At 61.2% G+C, this 18,871-nt stretch carries 17 protein-coding genes; 15 read left to right on the plus strand and 2 right to left on the minus strand.

Going from position 1 to position 18,871, the window contains the following annotated elements; genetic code table 11:
• Positions 1–39 precede the first annotated feature (39 nt).
• Positions 40–1,743, minus strand: coding sequence for an OPT/YSL family transporter (locus tag I2F59_RS07370; protein WP_195503731.1), 1,704 nt, complete (start codon positions 1,741–1,743; stop codon positions 40–42).
• A gap of 192 nt (positions 1,744–1,935) precedes the next feature.
• Here I2F59_RS07370 and I2F59_RS07375 point away from each other — a divergent pair, with 192 nt between their 5' ends.
• From I2F59_RS07375 to I2F59_RS07430, 12 genes are all read left to right on the plus strand, one after another.
• Entirely contained in the window at positions 1,936–2,787 is an 852-nt protein-coding gene (locus tag I2F59_RS07375) for a type III pantothenate kinase (RefSeq protein WP_195503732.1), read from the plus strand.
• Positions 2,788–2,871: 84 nt separating this feature from the next.
• Complete coding sequence (locus I2F59_RS07380; protein ID WP_195445341.1) at positions 2,872–3,396, plus strand: deoxycytidylate deaminase; 525 nt, start codon at positions 2,872–2,874, stop codon at positions 3,394–3,396.
• Positions 3,397–3,566: 170 nt separating this feature from the next.
• Positions 3,567–3,845, plus strand: coding sequence for a NifU family protein (locus I2F59_RS07385; RefSeq protein ID WP_022094472.1), 279 nt, complete (start codon positions 3,567–3,569; stop codon positions 3,843–3,845).
• A 109-nt stretch (positions 3,846–3,954) separates the two neighbouring features.
• Positions 3,955–4,776, plus strand: a complete 822-nt coding sequence (gene lgt / locus I2F59_RS07390) for a prolipoprotein diacylglyceryl transferase (protein WP_195445343.1) — start codon at positions 3,955–3,957, stop codon at positions 4,774–4,776.
• An 80-nt stretch (positions 4,777–4,856) separates the two neighbouring features.
• Positions 4,857–7,040: a DUF6020 family protein gene (locus I2F59_RS07395; RefSeq protein WP_271755889.1), complete on the plus strand. Its 2,184-nt coding sequence runs from the start codon at positions 4,857–4,859 to the stop codon at positions 7,038–7,040.
• A 165-nt stretch (positions 7,041–7,205) separates the two neighbouring features.
• Positions 7,206–8,012 (plus strand): YebC/PmpR family DNA-binding transcriptional regulator, encoded by an 807-nt coding sequence (locus I2F59_RS07400; RefSeq protein ID WP_006234926.1) that lies wholly within the window; start codon positions 7,206–7,208, stop codon positions 8,010–8,012.
• A 166-nt stretch (positions 8,013–8,178) separates the two neighbouring features.
• Complete coding sequence (locus I2F59_RS07405; protein ID WP_195503733.1) at positions 8,179–8,724, plus strand: Asp23/Gls24 family envelope stress response protein; 546 nt, start codon at positions 8,179–8,181, stop codon at positions 8,722–8,724.
• Positions 8,717–9,094 (plus strand): DUF2273 domain-containing protein, encoded by a 378-nt coding sequence (locus tag I2F59_RS07410; RefSeq protein WP_233540326.1) that lies wholly within the window; start codon positions 8,717–8,719, stop codon positions 9,092–9,094. The genes I2F59_RS07405 and I2F59_RS07410 overlap by 8 nt, the downstream gene beginning before the upstream one ends.
• A 44-nt stretch (positions 9,095–9,138) precedes the next feature.
• A complete protein-coding gene (locus I2F59_RS07415) occupies positions 9,139–9,660 on the plus strand; it encodes an Asp23/Gls24 family envelope stress response protein (RefSeq protein WP_138374888.1) in 522 nt (173 codons plus the stop codon).
• 208 nt (positions 9,661–9,868) lie between these two features.
• Positions 9,869–10,891 (plus strand): YitT family protein, encoded by a 1,023-nt coding sequence (locus I2F59_RS07420; protein ID WP_195503734.1) that lies wholly within the window; start codon positions 9,869–9,871, stop codon positions 10,889–10,891.
• Positions 10,892–11,040: 149 nt separating this feature from the next.
• Positions 11,041–11,220, plus strand: coding sequence for a zinc-ribbon domain-containing protein (locus I2F59_RS10085; protein ID WP_195503735.1), 180 nt, complete (start codon positions 11,041–11,043; stop codon positions 11,218–11,220).
• Positions 11,204–12,325 carry a DUF4013 domain-containing protein gene (locus tag I2F59_RS07430; RefSeq protein ID WP_195503736.1) on the plus strand — a complete coding sequence of 374 codons (1,122 nt, stop codon included), beginning with the start codon at positions 11,204–11,206 and terminating at the stop codon, positions 12,323–12,325. The genes I2F59_RS10085 and I2F59_RS07430 overlap by 17 nt, the downstream gene beginning before the upstream one ends.
• 122 nt (positions 12,326–12,447) lie before the next feature.
• On the opposite strand, the gene I2F59_RS07435 is transcribed toward I2F59_RS07430, so the two are convergent.
• A complete protein-coding gene (locus tag I2F59_RS07435; protein ID WP_195503737.1) occupies positions 12,448–13,911 on the minus strand; it encodes a M20 family metallopeptidase in 1,464 nt (487 codons plus the stop codon).
• A gap of 162 nt (positions 13,912–14,073) precedes the next feature.
• Here I2F59_RS07435 and I2F59_RS07440 point away from each other — a divergent pair, with 162 nt between their 5' ends.
• The 3 genes from I2F59_RS07440 to groL all read left to right on the plus strand — a co-directional run bounded on the left by I2F59_RS07440 (position 14,074) and on the right by groL (position 18,666).
• Positions 14,074–15,717, plus strand: a complete 1,644-nt coding sequence (locus I2F59_RS07440) for an amidohydrolase (RefSeq protein WP_229065390.1) — start codon at positions 14,074–14,076, stop codon at positions 15,715–15,717.
• A 921-nt stretch (positions 15,718–16,638) separates the two neighbouring features.
• Positions 16,639–16,932, plus strand: a complete 294-nt coding sequence (gene groES / locus I2F59_RS07445) for a co-chaperone GroES (protein ID WP_022094351.1) — start codon at positions 16,639–16,641, stop codon at positions 16,930–16,932.
• Positions 16,933–17,028: 96 nt separating this feature from the next.
• Complete coding sequence (gene groL / locus I2F59_RS07450; protein ID WP_006234938.1) at positions 17,029–18,666, plus strand: chaperonin GroEL; 1,638 nt, start codon at positions 17,029–17,031, stop codon at positions 18,664–18,666.
• Positions 18,667–18,871: the final 205 nt, after the last annotated feature.

The raw sequence follows: 18,871 nt of genomic DNA on the forward strand, positions 1-18,871 counted from the left end.
ATCGTAGGCAATATGGTTGCTGTCGAGCAGCTGCTCAGCTTAGCCCAGCAGGCTTAAGCCCACGGAGACAAACGCCAGGATAACGCCGACGATGGACTCGCCGCCGAGCAGGCCGCTGGCGACAACCAGCCCCTGTTCCTGGAAGGCGGCGTCCTTGGCAGCCCTCTCCTCGTCAGAAAGACCGGCGGTGGCGTCGCGGTGGGCGGACCACTTGTCGTAGGCGAGCTTGACGCAGGAGCCCAGGAATGCCGTGAGTGACATGTAGAACGGCAGGTACACGCCCAGGCCAATCATCATGGCCGGAATGCCGAGCCAGTACATGACGATGCCGGCGATAAAGCCGCCAACGAACCACGGCACGCTCGGGATGCCCGAGACCATGGTGGCGACCACGCTTGCCTGCGCGGCAACAAAGCTCTTGTCGGGGCCAAAGGCGTCCGGGCCATAGGCGGTGACGAGCGCGACCATGACGGCGGCGGCGACCAGGGCGCCTACGATGCCGCCGATGGCTTGGCCGATCCACTGCGCACGCGGGTTGGTGCCCAGCACGGCGCCGGCCTTAAAGTCGTTCATGACGTCGCCCGCAAGGCCGCACGCCACGGCTACGATGCCAGCGATAAAGAACAGCTTGACCTGAGCGATCTGAGCGAAGGCAGCCACGATGAGCATGACGATGAGGCCAAAGATCTCCATGGGGTCGATGCCCGTCTGGCCGCAGCTCTGTGCGCTCATGATGGTGGTGACAAAGGTGAACAGCGTGACGATGACGGCCGGAACGGGGCCAAGGTCGAGCACGATGGCGATGATCACGGCGATGGCGGCAGCGCCCAGGCCGATGATACCGGCGTCGAGCTTAAGGGAGCCCGAGATGAGCGACTGCTCGTCGGTGTCGGTGGAGCTGTCGGCGGCAAGACCGCGGACGATACCGGCGACCTGCGGCAGGATGTCCTTGAGGACGACGGCGACGCCAAAGCCCATCATAAGACCCATACCGAGGGATTTGACGATACCCTGCGCGGTCACAATATCGAACAGGCCAGCAGCGGTGCCGCCAACGATGATGCCAAAGTTGCCCAGCAGCGCGCCGGCAAACCAGAAGGCGACGGGGGCGAAGCCCACGAGGAAGCCGATGGACAGCAGCATGGGCGAGTTGTAGATGGCAAAGGTCACGCCGGGGATATTGAGCGTGCACAGCATACTGGGCACCACGCCCAGGGCGTCGCGCAGCACGCTGTAGATGCCTGCGATGGCCATGGAGCCAAAGAGCTGCTTACCGGTCTTGCCGCCGGCCTCGGTAGCACGTAGAGTCTGGGCAGCGGCGTTGCCGGTGGGGAACTCCAGCGCGGCGTCCACGATAAAGTGACGGTGGATGAGCGCTGTCGCTAGAAGGCCCAAGATGGTGCCGGCGAGCGCCACGATAAACATGTCGAGCCAGCTGATCTGGTCGGCATAGCCCAACATCCAGGCGCCCGGGATGGTAAACGCCAGGCCGCCGGCGACCATGGCGCCCGCAGACATGATGGTGTGGGTGACGTTGGCCTCGTTGAGGCTGGCGTTGCCCATGAGCTTAAGGAAGAACAGCGAAATGACGGCAGCGAAAATGATCGGCCAGGGGAGGGCGCCCATCTTGAGGGCGGTATAGGCCGAGCTTGCCGTGATGATCACGCAGCCAAGGGCGCCGATGACGACGCCGCGCAGCGTGAGTTGACCGCGCATCGAGGTGCGGTTCGAGGGATTGCTCATATAGAACTCCTTTGCGTATATCCGCTTCCCCCGGGAGCGCCGCTACGGATACGGCGCGGGAAGTCGGGTTACCAAGGGCCGCCGCGTGAGCTCGCAAACGACCGCGCACCAGTATAGCCGCAAGCTAGTCATTTTGGGATGACTGGTTTAGGTAGGCGATATACTGCTGGGCAGATGAAAGGAGCGCCGACGATGCTTAATGGGTGCGCATATGTATTGACGGTCGACGTGGGCAACACGTCCATTCGCTTTGGCCTGTTTGCCGAGGATTCGGCCGCGGCACAGGAATGTCCGCTTGCGACGTGCGAGATCACGACGCCGTCGAGCACCACAGCCGACGAGGCGCGCATGCGTCTCGTGCAGGTCATGGCTGCACTGGCGGCCGATGCGGGCATGCCGGGCGCGCTTGTGCCCGCGGCTGCTGTGCTGAGCTGCGTGGTCCCGGCGCTCGAGCGCCCGTGGAAAGCGGCGCTTTCCCGCACCTGCACGGGGCGCGTGCTCACGGTGGGGCCGGGACTTAAGACCGGCATGCCCGTGCACTACGACGATCCGGCCGAGATTGGTCCCGACCGCATCGCCGACGCCGTGGCGGCCCGTGCCGTCTACGGCTCTCCGTGCATCGTGATTGACCTGGGCACCACGACCAATATCGAGGTCATCGACGCGCGCGGTACCTTTGTGGGCGGCGTCATCGCGCCGGGTCTGGCGCTTGGCGCCCGTTCGCTTTCGGCGGCCGCGGCGCGTTTGCCTCAGGTCGAGCCCTCGGCGCCCACGCATGTGATCGGCCGCAACACGCGCGAGGCTATGCGCTCGGGCGTGGTCTTGGGCGAGGTGGCCCGCATCGACGGCATGCTCGACATGGTGCTCGCCGAGATGCGCGCGACCAAGGCCGCGGGGGAGGGCGACGTGCCCATCGTCATTACCGGCGACGACGCCGAGGCGCTCGCGTTGCTGGTCGGCCATAGCCTGACGGTTGACGACGCGCTGACGTTGCGGGGTCTCGCCGAGCTCTACCGCATCAACCAAAAGCCCCGCCGCGTGTAAAGGTGAGGGCGCCGGTGGGACAAACGCCTCCACCTTTCACCTGCTACAATGGGTCAAATTATTGCGATTACGGAGGTGTCTGCCATGTCGGACGATCTTCATCAAACTTCGTCAGGCAAGCGCCTGGACGTCATTAGCTGGGACGAGTTCTTTATGAGCGTGGCCATCGCCGCGCAGCGCCGCAGCAAGGACCCCAACACGCAGGTGGGTGCGTGCATCGCCAACACCAACCACCGCATCCTTTCGGTGGGTTACAACGGCACACCCTCGGCACTCAACGATGACTTTTTCCCGTGGGGAACGAGCGACGACCCGCTGCAGGACAAGCACAACTACGTGGTGCATGCCGAGGCAAACGCCGTGCTCAACTACCGCGGCTCGCTCAAAGACCTCGAGGGTTCCACGGTCTACGTCACGCTGTTCCCGTGCCACGACTGCGCCAAGATCCTGGCGCAGGTGGGCGTGGGCGAGGTCGTCTACCTGGACAATAAGTATGCCGACACCGATGACGGCCGTATCAGCCGCCGCATTCTCGACTCCTGCGGCATCAGCTACCGCCAGGTCATCGTCGATGTTCAGATTGGTACCGGGGGACAAGCTCAGCAGTAGTGCGTGCCAACGCCAGCTGGCGGCAAAACAGCCAAAAGAGCCCCGTCCCAAATTGACTACTCGTGAAAGTCGCGTCTGCGCGCATGGACGGCTCGTGAGCGGGTACATGGCTGTAGTAACATAGCTTCTGTCCGCGGGCGCGCCCGCGTTATTGTGAGAAAGGAGCCCCTGTGGCTGTTAACGAAGAGCTGCTTAAGAAGGTTCTTGAAGAGATTCGCCCCAACCTGCAGGCCGACGGCGGCGACATGGAGTATATAGGCGTTGATGACGAGGGCGTCGTCAAGCTGGAGCTTCAGGGCGCCTGTGCCGGTTGTCCCATGAGCGCCCTGACGCTTTCCATGGGCATCGAGCGTATCCTCAAGGAGCACGTGCCCGGCGTTACGCGTGTCGAGCAGGTCAATGCCTCCGGCGAGACCGATGACCTGTACGACGAGTATGCGCCGTTCTAAGAAGTGAAAGCTGCGGGCGATATGCTCCGCATAGACGTCACGCCCGAATATGCGGCTGCGAGCGCAAGGCCCGCGGCCGCATTTGTATGTAGGGAGCAGGGGGACCGATATGCTCAACGACCTCTACCATATGCTTGATCCCGTCGCCATCTCGGCGGGGCCCATCACCATCTACTGGTACGGCTTGGCCTATGTGGTCGGAGCTCTGCTCACGGCGGTCGTCATGTACCGCACGCAGCGCCGTTGGGGTTTTGACATTACGGTCGACGACCTGACGAGTGTCGTGGTCGGCGTGGTCTTTGGCCTTATCATTGGCGCCCGCCTGTTCTACGTCATCTTTTACGGCGACGGCTACTACTGGGCGCATCCGCTCGAGATCTTTGCTACCAATGAAGGCGGCATGAGCTTCCATGGCGGCCTGGTGGGCGGCATCATCGGCGGCGTGCTCGTGTGCCGCATGTACAAGCTCGACGCCTGGACCATCGCCGACCTTGCCGTTATCGGTGCTCCGCTGGCCTTATGTCTGGGCCGTTGTGCCAACTTTGTCAACGGAGAGCTGTGGGGCAAGCCGACCGATCTGCCCTGGGGCGTGATCTTTGGCGGCACCGCGGGCGATATGCCGCGTCATCCTTCCCAGCTCTATGAGGCATTCCTAGAGGGCGTCGTGCTCTTCTGTATTTTGCAGGTGCTCAGCCGCAAAAAGCCGCTGCTGCCCCAGGGTACGTTTATGGGCGTGTTCGTGATGGGGTACGGCATCGTCCGCTTTCTCGTTGAGTTCGTGCGCGTGCCCGATGCCCAGCTGGGTTATCTGCTGGGGGGCGTCATCACCATGGGCCAGCTGCTGAGCCTGCCACTCGTGATTGCCGGTCTGGCGCTCATCATCTTCGCCCGACACCGCAATCGTCCCCAGCGCATCTACCTCGACGCCTAACCAAGACCACCACAAAGGGGACAGGCACCTTTGTGGTGGTCTTGCCGAGTTTGATAGGTTTCTAGAAAGGCTTTCGGACTGTGAAGGATTCCGACCTCTCCACAACGGCTGCGCGCGACGCTGCCCGCATCGTCTGGTTTAAGCGCTACCCCGCCAAGCAGACGCTCATCGCATTTTTGCTCGCGCTGTTGGCGACCACGGCGTTTTCCATCGATCCTGCCCCGGTGTCGAGCAACGCAGTCTTGGCGATTGACCCCAAAGCCTCGGGCATGCTGTACGTGTGCTACGAGGTGCTCCTCTCGTTTGCCGGCCATACCGACGCGGTCATGCTGCTTGCGCTTGCCTGCCTGCTCACCTTGCCGTTTCGCTACGTGTTCTTTGGCCGTGGCGACACCTGGCGTCCATCGATCATTCTGCCGTCGCTGTTCTTCGCCATCTGCATGGTGTTCGGCCGCAGCTACGATCTCACCGACTCGGCCGAGATTGTCCTTGGCGACAAAGCCCGCATCATCTGCGCCTGGATTGGCGGCGCGGGCTGGATGCTCTTGGCGGTCGTTGCCTTCTACCTTGCCTTTGAGTGTCTAGATTGGCTGAGCTCTCGGCGCATTCCGTTTTCCGAGGCGCACTTTGGCCGCGTATGGCGTGTGACTCACGCCGTGCTCTCGGTCCATCCCTTTGCCGGGCCCTTCCTGGTGCTTATGGTCGCCTGGGCGCCCACGCTCATCGCTTCGCTGCCCGGCCTTTTTATGGGAGATACGGGTGCGCAGATTCGCCAGTGGTTCAACTACCCCAACGGCACGAGTGACTACCTGCGTCTGCTCAATCCCAATGTGTTGCTCAACGGACATCATCCCGTGGTGCACACGGCTATCATCGGTTCGTGCGTCCAGCTGGGGCTTTCACTGTTCAACAGCGCCAACGCAGGTCTTGCCATCTACACCTGCGCTCAGTTCGTCATTACGGCCGCCTGCATGGCCTATTCCATCTCGTCGCTGCGCAAGCTGGGCGTGAGCCTGCCGGTCCGCGGCGTGATCTTGCTGTTCTTTGTGTTTATGCCGATGTTCTCTAACTACGCGGCGTTGCTCACCAAAGACGTGCTCTTTGCCGACGCGTTCTTGGTGCTGCTGGTACAGACCGTCAAGCTCGTGGCATGTGGCTTGCCCCGTCGTGATGCCAATGTCGAGCGAACGGGCGAGAAAGCCCCCGTGCTCTTTGCGCGCCACGACTGGCTGCTGCTTGCTCTGGGCGCCATGGGCTCCACGTTTCTGCGTAACGGCGGCCTGGTGTTTCCCCTGGCGGCATGCGTAATCGCGGCGGCGCTTTGCGCATGGGACGTGCATGTGGCTCGTCGTGCAGCCAAGCAGGCTGGTGCTGCGCCTTCGGGCGCCACCCCGCGTTTCCGCTGGGTGGGAGTTCTTGCGGTGCTTGCGCTCTGCCTTGCCTCTAATATGTACTTCACCAAGGTCTTTATGCCGGCACACGACATCACGCCTGGTTCCAAGCGCGAAATCCTCTCGATTCCGTTCCAGCAGACGGCTCGTTTTGTCCAAAAGCACGACGGCCTCAACTCGGGCGTCAACCCCACGGTTAAGGAGGACGGCACCATCGTGGAGGCTCCTTGCGACGGCTTGGTGACCGACGAAGAGCGTGCCGTGATCGACCGTGTGCTCAAGTACGAGAATCTGGGGCGCCGTTACAACCCGGATAAGTCGGACGCCGTCAAAAATTGCTTTAACGAGTACGCCTCGCAGGAGGACATCAAGGCTTATTTTGAGGTGTGGGCCCAGATGTTCAAAAAGGATCCCGAGTGCTATATCTCGGCGCTCATCAATAACTACTACGGCTACTTTTATCCGAGCGCCCGCGATGCGTGGGTCTACAGCACGGCGCGCAGTGCCGAGATTATGGCGAAGCCCGATAACCTCAAGTACTTTGACTTCCATCCGGTCGATAGCAAGGTCGTGCGCTGGTGCGACCACCTGATCAACCTGTATCGCGTGGCAGTACAACGCATCCCGTTTATCTCGCTCACCATGAGCTCGGCCACCTATGTGTGGATCATGATCGCCGTGGTGCTCTATCTGCTACGTCGTCATTCGTGGCGTGCGCTGGCGATCTGGGTGCCGCTGCTGGGCGTGCTCGCCGTGTGCCTGATCGGTCCCTGCAATGGCTCGACCTACATGCGCTACCTGTATCCGGTCATCGCCTGCATGCCCTTTGCCATCGGCGCCACCATCACCCGCAGCGACCTCCTCTGGTCCTAATTTGGTGCATTGGGGTCAGGTTGCTTTGCACCAAAGGGTGGCATCATCACGACGCCTTCATTTTGGGGTTTATCTCGCAGGCCAGTAGGTATATCATAACGACGTTTGTTTATATTGCCCGAGCATCTGCGCTGGGCTTTAGGTCGAAACCGATAGGAGACACGTATGTCCGGACACTCTAAGTGGGCCACAACCAAGCATCGTAAGGGCGCGCAGGACGCCAAGCGTTCCGCCCTCTTCTCCAAGCTGAGCCGCAACATCACCGTTGCTGCCCGTCTCGGCGGTGACCCGCTGCCCGAGAACAACGCCAGCCTCGCCGCTGCCGTTGCCAAGGCCAAGGCTCAGTCCATGCCCAAGGACAAGATCAAGTCCGCTATCGACAAGGCTTTTGGTTCGGGTGCCGACGCTGCCGTCTACGAGAACATCGTGTACGAGGGCTACGGCCCCGCCGGTGTCGCCGTCTACGTTGACTGCCTGACCGACAACCGCAACCGCACCGCCGCTGATGTCCGTTCCGCCTTCTCCCACGCTGGTGGCAACCTGGGCACCTCCGGCTCCGTCGCCTTCCAGTTTGAGCGCAAGGGCCAGATCGTTGTTGCCAAGGAGATCCTGGACGAGAACGCCAAGAAGGAGACCATGATCGCCAACGGTGCTGCCGGTGACGAGGATGAGTTCATGATGGCCATCGCCGAGGCCGGTGGCGAGGACTACGAGGATGCCGGCGAGGAGTGGATCGTCTGGACTACTGCTAACGAGGTCATGGCTGTCTCCAAGGCGCTCGAGGAGCAGGGCGTCCAGGTCAAGGGCTCCGAGACCACCATGGTCCCGACCACCCCGACCGAGGTCTCCGGCGCCGACGCCAAGAAGGTTCAGCGCCTCATCGACCGTCTTGAGGAGCTCGACGACGTCCAGGATGTTTACAGCACCATGGACATGACCGACGAGGTCATCGCTGCCCTCGAGGAGGAGTAGCGCCCGCACGGGTTAAGCCGTGCATATCTGGGCATAATGAAGCGAGCATGCAAGCCTCGTGGAATAGATGAGCCGGATCCGCGTGCGTAGAGCACCGGACCCGGCTCTTTTATAATGATGCGAACCGTTTTGTATTTCGAGTGCCGAGATTTGAAGGGAGCGCCACGTGCGCGTACTCAAACGAGCCCTAGCGATTGTGTATCTTGCCGCCGCCATCGTGGCGCTGGGTACGCTTGTCTGCCAGTTTTGGGGGCCGTATACGTATCGCTTTATGCTGCTGATGCGCGACCCCATGCCGCGCATTGTCGTGACGGCATGCGGCGGAGTTGTGGCGATCGGCGTGCTGGTAAGCTTCTTCCGCCTGATGTTTGCTCGTCGCGAGCCGTCCTGTGTGCATCCGGCGGGGGAGCGCAATATCGAGGTCACGCTCGCGGCGCTTTCTTCGTGCGCTCGCACTGCGGCAGAGCGCGACGATCGCGTGATGATCGAGCATGTCGAGGCCCGCGTCCAAGGTTCCGACGATTCGCATGTCCGTTTTAAGGTCGAGGCTATCGCGCTTGACGATAAGGACGTGGCATCTCTGGCTACCGCGATGCAGCAGCGCATCGAGGAAGCTTGCGACACCATGCTCGGCACGCCGGGTACGAACACGCGCGTCCGTTTTTTGCCGTCCAAGACTACCGTCCAGACCGTGGAGGTTTCCGGTGAGTGATACCAATCAAGATAAGACCGCTCGTACGCCGCGCCTGACGATTGACCAGAGCGCCACGCCGGCGAACGAACCTGTTGATTCCAAAGCAGAGGCAACTGAGTTACAAGACGCGGCGGCCGCGGATTTTGACGAGGCTATGGGTCTCATCAAGGGTACGGGCGCTGCCATCTGGAGCTATGCTGTGCGTCATCCCAACACCACGCTCGGTGCCGTCGCTGGCTTTATCCTTGCCGTGTTGGTGCTCACGCTCGGCCTGTGGGACACGCTCGTCATTGCATTCTTCGTGCTGATCGGCGCCGTGATCGGCCAAATTCGCGACGGCGAAAACGGGATCGTCAACTTCTTCGGCCGTCTGTTTAGCGGCCGCTAATATGTATTCGACTGTCGCATCCGCGGCAGGCATAAGGAGGAACCATGGCTTTTAATACGAAGGTCGATGTGGCCGATACCGAGCTCGAGGAGAACGAGGCGGCCGTCGCCGAAGCCGAGGATGTGACGCTCGAGGATGAGGCGCTCGTCGAGGCCGAGTCCGCCGATGACGCGGACGAGGATGATGAGGAAACAGACGAGTCCGAGGACTCGCTGACCTATTCCAACGGTGTGATCGAGAAGATCGTCGCCATGGCCACCCGCGAGGTGCCGCACGTCCTGGGCATGAAGGGTAACCTTATGCACTTTGTGCAGGAGCAGTTTGGTGCCGAGAATCTGACCAAGGGCGTGACGGTTGAGGTCACCGATGACAATCGCGTGGTCGTCAACATCTCCGTCATTATCGAGTACGGCGCCTATGCGCCCGCGATCTTCGACGATGTCAAGGCACGTGTCACCGAGCGCCTTGCCGCGATGACCGGCCTTGAGGTGGCGGGCGTCAACCTGCGCATCGAGGACGTCATCACCCCCGAGGAGTACGAGCACCGCACCAGCCAGCACGAGTAACCTTCCAAAAAGGGACAGGTTTGTTTTGGCAGGCTTTATCTGCGAAAACGTTAAACGGCCGACCGCGCAAGCAAAAGCGTGGCCGGCCGTTATTTGTATGCCCCCCGATGTGGGCATACCGCTCGTCTAACTAGGGGTTGCAATCGTCGCGTTCCGCGTTACCCTAATGGGCGCATTGTTTCCAAATTGTTAACGAGGGGTTGCCGTAATGGCCGACGAGCACGAAACAGAAAGCAAGGCATGGGCGATTGAGGCCGCCGCGGCAGAGGCGGCATCGCGTGCTGCCGAGGAGGTGCATCGTCCTCCCGTGGTGCCGATGGAGCGCGTGGTTGATCGCACCGATATCGAGCGCGGCGAGCGTGTCGGTCAAAAGCGCAGCCAGGAGCCGGGCTTCCCGCGCTTTTTTGCCGAGCTCAATCTGGGCCTGATTCTTACGGCCTTCGCCATCGTTGCGTTTAAAACCCCTAATCACTTTGCTTTTGGCGGCACCTCGGGCGTGTCGGTCATTCTGTCCACGCTGTTCCCGACCCTGCCCGTCGGCGTTTTTATGTGGATTATCAACGCGGTTCTCGTCGTCTTGGGCTTTATCTTTTTGGAGCGCAATGCAATCCTGTGGAGCGTCTTCGCCTCGTTTGCGCTTTCGGCCTATGTTTCGCTGTTTGAGCTTTTTATTCCGACCGATGTCTCTCTGACGGGTGATATGTGGCTCGACCTGTGCTTTGCCGTCATCTTGCCGGCGCTCGGCAGCGCTATTGTCTTTGATATTGGCGCCTCGACGGGCGGCACGGACATTCTTGCCATGATCCTCAAGCGCCGCACGACGCTCGAGATTGGCCGCGCGCTGCTGTTGGTTGATATCGGCATCGTGGCCATCGCGGCCTTTTTGTATGGCCCGCGTGTCGGTCTGTACTGCGTGCTCGGCCTGTTTGCCAAGACGCTTGTGGTCGATAAAGCCATTGAGAGCATTCACCTGCGCAAAGTCTGCACGGTCATTTGCTCCGAGCCGCGCAAAGTCGAGGAGTTTATCGTCAAGCATCTCAACCGCACAGCGACCATCAGTCGCGGCTACGGTGCCTTCTCGGGCAAGTGCGTGACGGTGATCATGAGCGTGCTGAGCCGTCGCGAGGCCGTGCAACTACGCCGCTATGCGCGCGAAGTCGATCCGGGTGCCTTTATCACGATCGTCGACAGCTCCGAGATCGTCGGCAAGGGCTTCCGCGGAACGAACTAGCACAGACGTATTCAACGAACCGCCTGCTGGCGCCGTGTACCTTGCAAATCGGTCATCTTTGAGTATTTGACCCCACATTGGGCAATAATGATGCTAAAGACAACGTTTGCGATCCAAGTGATTCGTTCAAGATACGAAGGGATGATTCTATGTTCTGCTCGCAGTGCGGCGCCCCCATGGGCGATAACGACAAGTTCTGCGGCGTGTGTGGTGCTCCTAATGCCGGTGCCGCTGGCCCCGCTCCCCCAGGGACAGCCTCAGCCCCAGCAGTTTGTTCCGCAACCGCCCGTGGCGAATGCGCCAAAGGGCTGTGTGGCTCAGGCGTTTGAGGATATGACCAAGACTCCGGGCGTGCTGCAGCGCGTGTGCCAGATCGCTTTTTTGCCGGCGCTTATCTGTGTCGTGTCGGTACTCGTTCTGTTCATCCCCGTTATTGGCGGCATTGCGGCTGCCATCGGCTTTTTGGCAGCTTGCATTGCGAGCGTGTGCGGTTCCGGCTTTGGCATCGAGTGGGGTCGCGATCTGTCGCTTAAGATCGATGACGGCATGGATCGTCCGCTGATGCGTTCCACGTCGTTTGGTCTCGGAGTCTTTTCGAGCGTTATTTCGGTCGTGCTCGAGGTTATCGCTGCCATTCCCGTTATCGGTGTAGTGCTTTCGCTGGTGGAGGGCGTGGTAATTGGCGCTGCGGGCTCGTATTCTTATTACGGCTCTTATGCGCTCGAGGCTGCGCTGTTTGGCTCGCTCGGCCTGCTTGTCCTGGCGCTAATTGCCTCGGCGATTCTGGGTGTCTTCTTTAAGATGTTCGCCGACATCGCCGTGATGCACTTTGCGGTGACCGGGCGTGTCGAGAGCGCGTTTTCGCTCGATAAGGTCTGGGCGGCGTTTAAGCACAACAAGACCAAGCTGTTCTGTGCTTCGTTCCTTCCCGAGTTTTTGACGGGCCTGGTCGCCAACGTTGTCACATGGATCTTGACGGTCGTCTTTGGCGCCATTGCCTCTGTCGGTATGTATAGCTACTACTATCGTCCTACGGGTATTGAGGCAATTGTTACCGGCGGTGGCGTCACGCTCGTGCTGTTCTTGGTGCTGGTCGCTTTCGTCACCGTATTTCTTACGGTCTTTGGCAAGATGCTCAAGCACCGTGCCGTTGGCTATTGGGCCGCACGCTATGCAAGCGAGTGGGCCGATGAAGATAAGGACGACGTTCTGACTTTTGTATTGCCCTTCGAGAAGAAGTTCTCTCCTTCGGGTTCCAGCGCTCCGGATGCTTCGCCGGCACCTGCACCAGCACCCGAGCCCGCGACCGAGCCTGAACCGGCGCCCGAGTCTGAGACGGCATCTGAGCCCGAGCCTGCGCCTGAGCCTGAGCCGGCACCTGCACCTGAGTCGGCGTCCGAGCCAAGCTCCGACGAGGAACCTCAGGACGAGTAGCCATGCCGTCTGCCATTTGGGGACGGGGTAGAAATAGCGCTTGAAGAATGAGCGGGGGCGGACGTGTCGAAACGTCCGCCCCCGCTCTGCTTTAGCCAGGCTGTTATGGATGGGTGTGACGACTACTCGTCGTGCTTCTCCTCGCGGCGTGCAGCAGCGCGTGCGTCGTGGATGCCCTTGATCGCGGCATGGCGAGCCGTTCGGGCATCATGGATGGCGTCGCGAGCCTCGGCGGTCGTCGCCTTGGCAGAGCGCAACTTGGCGGCCAGATCGGGGTTGGTTTCGGCGACCGCGGTAATCGCGGGGCCGTCGAGCTCCTCTTGTGTGGGCTCGGCCAAAAAGTCGATAGCATACTGGGCGGCCACCATGGAGCCCTTTGCCAGCACGCTCTCGTCGATCTTGTAGAAGCAGGAATGTTGGGCGTACGTGGCGCCAATCTTGGGGTTGCGCGTACCTACAAAGGCGAGCACGCCCGGTACGCGACGCAGGTACTCCGAAAAATCCTCGCCCGAAAGCGTGCCGCGATAATGGCCTTGGCCGGTGGGGCCCAGGCACTTGATTACAGCCTGACGGCAGCGCTCGCTCGAGGCGGCGTCGTTTTCGACCTTGTAGTTGGCGATGGTGTAGTCGGTGAGCTCTGCCTCGGCGCCCAGAGCTGCCGCGGTATGCTCCACGATGCGGCGCATGAGCTCCGGCATTTCCTCGTGGGTCGAATCGCCGTAGGTGCGCACCGTGCCGGCGAGGTAGGCCGTGCCGGCGATAACGTTGCGCGCGGTGCCGCCGTGCAGCTCGCCGACGGTGATGACGGCCGGCTCGTAGGGGCTGATTTCGCGCGAAACGATGGTTTGCAGGGCGTTGACGATCTCGGCGGCAACCATGACGGCGTCGTGACCTCGCTGGGGCATGGCGCCATGGCACGAGGTGCCGCGGACGTCGATGCGGAACCAGTCGGTATTGGCCATGCGCGGACCGGGCTCGCAGCTCACGGTGCCGGCGTCGACCTCACTCCAGATGTGCGCGGCGTAGGCGCCATCGACGCCGTCGAGCACACCCGTGCCGATCATGAGCTTAGCGCCCTGGCCGTTTTCCTCGCTGGGCTGGAATACGATGCGGACTTCGCCGTGGATGTCGTCGGTCATATGGCGCAGGATTTGCAGCGTTCCGAGCATCATGGCGATATGGCAGTCGTGGCCGCAGGCGTGCATGCAGCCCTCGTTGACGCTGGCGAACTCCTCGCCGGTCTGCTCGGTGACGGGCAGGGCGTCGATGTCGGCGCGCAGCAGGATGCGGCGGCGTGGCGTGCCGTCCTCGCGGTAGGCATCCGGCGCGGTACCGCGAAGCGTTGCCACCAAGCCGGTCTTGAGCGGACGCTCGTAGGGGATATTCATGGCGTCGAGCTGGTTGGCGATGTCGGAGGTCGTGCGCTCCTCGGCGAGGCTCAGCTCCGGGTGCTTATGGAAGTGCCGGCGCTGCTTGATGATATATGGTTCAAACTCGGTAGCGATATCTTGGATGGCCGCGGTGACGTCGTCAGCCGCGCGAGCCTCGGTCGCCGTCATAATCTGCTGTGCCTTGGTCTTCGTCATGGTCGATTTGCTCCTTGCTGGGTTGATCGCAAAATCGTACAGGCTCTCTCCAGTATGCCACCTGCCGCTAGGGCTGGTAAAGTTGCCGTTTGCCGCTTGGGGTTTTGTTACAAGGGCGGGGGAGTACACTCGGGGGTGTTGAATTTCCTGCCAGAGATGGGGATGCCCATGCAACATATCGATCGGATTATCCGCTCCAAGAACGTCTTTACCGCGCAAGACGGCATCGATACTGCTCGTGAGCTGGCGATTGCCATCGCAGGTGACCGTATCGTCGCAGTCGGCAAGCCCGATGACGTGATCGCCGCCGCTCCCGCCGCCACGCCGGTTCTCGACTACGGCGAGCAGTTTGTCTGCCCCGGTTTCCATGACGCTCATCTGCACTTCTTCCATACCTCGGTCGGTTCCTCGCCGTACATGCTCATGGATATGGGCACGTCCGAGGCGGCGCTGGTACAGCACGCGCTCGAGTTTTCCCAGGACCTGCCCGACGACGCTTGGGTTGTGACGCAGGGCTGGCGCGACTACCGTTGGGACCCGCCCGAGCATCCTACCAAGGCGTCGCTCGATGCGGCATTCCCCGATCGTCCCTGCGTTATGTACTCGGGCGACGGCCACACGCTGTGGCTCAACAGCCGCGCACTCGAGGCGCTCGGCGTCACGCGCGACAGCGAGCCGCCGGCGGGCGGCAGCTACGACAAGGACGCAAACGGCGAGCTCACGGGCATTGCTCACGAAGCGGCTGCCATGCAGCTGTTGCCGCGCTGTCTTGAGTGGCTGGGCGAAGATCGCATCGCAAGCGCTTACGCCGATCAAATGAGGCGCATGGCCGAGCAGGGCATCACCTCGATCTGCGATATGTCGCTCATGCCCATGCCGGGCTGTGATTTTATCCGCGACGATGTCTACGACAAGCTGCAGACGACCGGCAAGCTGGGCATTCGTGCCCATCTGTTCCCCACGCTGCTGGATGACCAGTCGCGTCTAGAAGAGCTCCAGGTACGTTACGCGAACAACGCGCTGCTTTCGGCGCCAGGTTTTAAGCAGTTCTTCGACGGCGTGTCGAGCGAACACACGGCATATCTCACCGAGCCCTATACCAATCCGCGCTTCCCGGGCGACCAGGGCCGTCTGACGGTCCCGGCTGAGCGCATGCGCAAACTGGTTCTGGCGGCCGCGGAGCGCGGTCATACCGTACGCATCCACGTTATTGGTGACGGTGCGATTCATGCCGCGCTGGATATCTTCGAGGAAGCGGCCGACCTGTACGGCCTGCCCCAGCACGGCCATAACACGCTCGAGCACCTGGAGAACCTCCTGCCCAAGGACATCGATCGCTTGCGCAAGCTCAACGTGGTTGCTTCGAGCCAGCCCTGTCACATTACACTCGACCCGGGCGGCCCCGAGCGCGATCTGGGTCTGGAGCGCAGCCGCATCATGTGGGCGTTTGCGACCTATAAGCAGCGCGGCATTCGCCAAGCTTTCGGTACCGACAGCCCTATCACGCCCGTTACCAGCATGAACGTGCTCTACACGGCTATCACGCGCCAGGACCCCAAAAGCCACTGGCCCGAGGGCGGCTGGTTACCGAGCGAGCGCATCGATGCAGCAACAGCCCTGCGCAACTACACCCTGGGCAGCGCGTACGCAGCGGGCGACGAGCAAAACCTCGGCAGCTTGGAGCCCGGCAAGTATGCCGACCTGGTAGTCCTGGACCAAAACCCGCTCACCATCGACCCCCAAGAGCTCCAGGCTACCAAGGTTCAAGCAACCTACCTGGCAGGTAACTTGATTTACGAGCGCTAAGTATTCATGCCGTACCGTTAAGCGCGGCTCGGGCAGCCAATTTTGGGATAACGCTCGAGCCGCGTTTGTTTGCCGGTGAGGATTTGTTAGGAGCGTCCCCGCTCTGCTGGATTTGGGCGCAGGGCGGACGCGCCGCTGCCCTGCGCGCTCAATTTGGACACCAGCAATGCTATCTCTTGGTGTTTTGCATACTTCCCATTACAGATTGCATAAAAAGGCTGGGATATTTTTCCTGATCCTGATGTACCCCCGCCCGTGCCGTGCAAAAAACGGAGTATTCAGCACCGCGAGCTCTGCCGGTGCCGCTGCAGTCGGGTAGCATTGCGGAGATCGACGTCATTTTGGGGTCCGACGTGGCGCGAGGCATGCTTGTTTGTCTCGACGAGGCCTGTCTGCCGACCCAAATCGCCGGTCGAAGGCTACCGTGGGACTAATTAGATGCGCCCGGTGCGTATGCATTTGTCCTGGCTTGCTGAATACTCCCAAAAATGCACGGTGCTCCCCAGGGGACCCGTGCACGCAACGAAAACCATGCCCATGTCGCTATCCGCATCGCCATTTTGCTGCACTGACTTTTCTGAATGCCGGGCTCGAATTAGTTAACCTGCCTCCCGTGTGGCTCCGGAGGGGCGGGGCATAAGGTTTATCGCGAGTTCCGCACGAGCCGAAAGCCGCTTAATGTGGCCTTCGTGCGAGCAGGACTGCCCGAGCAGGAAACCTTATGCCCCGCCCCTCCGGAGCCACACGGGAGCCACCGCTAAGTTATCCCCCGGCATTCAGAAAATCTAAGTGCCAAAAAATAAGATTTTTTGACTCCGTGTTGTATAACCCGCCATTCGTGGGTACCATTCAACGCGTACGCAAACAAAAAGGGTTAATTCGCGTGGTATAACCGCGCGGCCCAAAAAGGAGGAGACAAGCATGTCGTCTTTGAAGCCGCTTGCAGATCGTGTTCTGGTCAAGCCCGACGAGGCCGAGCAGAAGACCGCTTCTGGTCTGTATATCGCCAGCAACGCTCAGGAGAAGCCGCAGCGCGGCACCATCGTTGCCGTGGGCGCCGGCAAGGTCAACGACAAGGGTGAGCGCATCCCCATGGACGTCAAGGTCGGTGACGTTGTCATCTACGGTAAGTTCGGTGGCAACGAGGTCAAGGTCGACGGCGAGAAGTATCTGCTGATGCGCGCCGACGACATCTACGCTGTCGTCGAGGCCTAGTCTCGTCAGAATCTCTGATTCGTCTTTGAACGCGTCCGCCGCATAGGACTCGGAAGCGGCGACGCGAGTCACATTTCTTTTGGAGGATTAACTACCATGGCAAAGAACATTACGTTCAACACCGATGCCCGCGCTAAGCTCGCCAAGGGCGTCAACACTCTGGCCGACGCCGTTACCGTCACCATGGGCCCCAAGGGTCGCTACGTTGCGCTGCAGCGCACGTTCGGTGCCCCGACCATCACCAACGACGGCGTTTCCGTCGCCAAGGAGATCGAGCTCGAGGACAACATCGAGAACATGGGCGCTCAGCTGGTGAAGGAGGTTGCCACCAAGACCAACGACACCGTGGGTGACGGCACCACCACCGCAACTCTGCTCGCTCAGGCCATCGTCAACGACGGTCTGCGCAACGTCGCCGCTGGCGCCAACCCGCTGGCCATCCGTCGCGGCATCGACAAGGCCGTCAACGCCGCCGTCGCCGAGATGAAGAAGCAGGCTAAGCCGGTCGAGACCAAGGAGCAGATTGCTTCCGTCGGCACCATCTCTGCCGGTGACCCCGAGGTCGGCGAGAAGATCGCCGAGGCCATGGAGGTCGTGGGCAAGGACGGCGTCATCACCGTCGAGGATTCCCAGACGTTCGACATCACCATCGACACCGTCGAGGGCATGCAGTTCGACAAGGGCTATGTCTCCGCTTACTTCGTCACGGATAACGACCGCATGGAGGCCGTGATGAAGGATCCGTACATCCTCATCACCGACCAGAAGATCTCCAGCGTTCAGGACATCATGCCCGTTCTCGAGGCTGTCCAGCGCGCTGGCCGTGGCCTGCTCATCATCGCTGAGGACATCGACGGCGAAGCTCTGCCTACCCTGGTCCTCAACAAGATCCGTGGCGCCCTCAACGTCTGCGCCGTCAAGGCCCCGGGCTACGGCGATCGCCGCAAGCGCATTCTCGAGGACATCGCCGTCCTCACCGGTGGCCAGGCTGCCCTGGACGAGTTGGGCGTGAAGGTCGCTGACATCACCGCCGATATGCTCGGTACCGCTAAGTCCGTCACCATCTCTAAGGACAACACCGTCGTCGTCGGCGGCGCTGGCTCCAAGGAGGCCATCGACGCCCGTATCGCTCAGATTAAGGGCGAGATGGAGAACACCACCTCTGACTTCGACCGTGAGAAGCTCCAGGAGCGCCTGGCCAAGCTCTCCGGTGGCGTTGCCGTCATCAAGGTCGGCGCTGCTACCGAGTCCGAGCTCAAGGAGATCAAGCATCGCGTCGAGGACGCCCTGCAGGCCACCCGCGCTGCTGTCGAGGAGGGCATTGTCGCTGGCGGCGGCGTCGCCTTCATGGACGCTGCTCCTGCGCTCGATGCCGTCGAGATCGATGACCCCGAGGAGAAGATCGGCGTCGACATCGTCAAGAAGGCTCTGACCGCTCCGGTCGCCACCATCGCCAAGAACGCTGGCTTTGAGGGCGCTGTCGTGGTCGACAAGGTCGCCGAGCTGCCCGCCGGCCAGGGTCTCAACTCTGCCAACGGCGAGTGGGGCGACATGATCGAGATGGGCGTCCTCGACCCCGTCAAGGTCAGCCGCGTCACCCTGCAGAACGCTGCTTCTGTCGCCAGCCTGATCCTCATCACCGAGGCCACCGTCTCCGATGTGCCCAAGAACACTCAGCTTGAGGACGCAATCGCTGCTGCTACCGCTGGTCAGCAGGGCGGCGGTATGTACTAAGGCCGACAAGGTCTAGAACTCCCACCGGGAATCCGGGGGCGGGACGGGGACTTCTCTCCGGAACGTCCTCGGACATGCAAAGAGGCTCCGCATCGCGCTTCGCGCTGCGGAGCCTCTTTGCGTCCTGACGCTCCTATTTGGCAAGGTGTTTTTTAGAATCCATTTTGCGCTCGGCCTCGAAGGCTTGCCTGTCCCAATCGAGCGG

Source organism: Collinsella aerofaciens, from assembly GCF_015556945.1.
Lineage (GTDB): Bacteria > Actinomycetota > Coriobacteriia > Coriobacteriales > Coriobacteriaceae > Collinsella > Collinsella aerofaciens_AO.

Bases quoted from the DNA above. Each gene is read 5' to 3' on its own strand.
- I2F59_RS07375 (WP_195503732.1), top strand. From the start codon at position 1,936: ATGCTTAATGGGTGCGCATATGTATTGACGGTCGACGTGGGCAACACG.
- I2F59_RS07420 (WP_195503734.1), top strand. From the start codon at position 9,869: ATGGCCGACGAGCACGAAACAGAAAGCAAGGCATGGGCGATTGAGGCC.
- lgt (WP_195445343.1), top strand. From the start codon at position 3,955: ATGCTCAACGACCTCTACCATATGCTTGATCCCGTCGCCATCTCGGCG.
- I2F59_RS07440 (WP_229065390.1), top strand. From the start codon at position 14,074: ATGCCCATGCAACATATCGATCGGATTATCCGCTCCAAGAACGTCTTT.
- I2F59_RS10085 (WP_195503735.1), top strand. From the start codon at position 11,041: ATGTTCTGCTCGCAGTGCGGCGCCCCCATGGGCGATAACGACAAGTTC.
- I2F59_RS07435 (WP_195503737.1), bottom strand. From the start codon at position 13,911: ATGACGAAGACCAAGGCACAGCAGATTATGACGGCGACCGAGGCTCGC.
- I2F59_RS07370 (WP_195503731.1), bottom strand. From the start codon at position 1,743: ATGAGCAATCCCTCGAACCGCACCTCGATGCGCGGTCAACTCACGCTG.
- I2F59_RS07380 (WP_195445341.1), top strand. From the start codon at position 2,872: ATGTCGGACGATCTTCATCAAACTTCGTCAGGCAAGCGCCTGGACGTC.
- groES (WP_022094351.1), top strand. From the start codon at position 16,639: ATGTCGTCTTTGAAGCCGCTTGCAGATCGTGTTCTGGTCAAGCCCGAC.
- I2F59_RS07415 (WP_138374888.1), top strand. From the start codon at position 9,139: ATGGCTTTTAATACGAAGGTCGATGTGGCCGATACCGAGCTCGAGGAG.
- groL (WP_006234938.1), top strand. From the start codon at position 17,029: ATGGCAAAGAACATTACGTTCAACACCGATGCCCGCGCTAAGCTCGCC.
- I2F59_RS07400 (WP_006234926.1), top strand. From the start codon at position 7,206: ATGTCCGGACACTCTAAGTGGGCCACAACCAAGCATCGTAAGGGCGCG.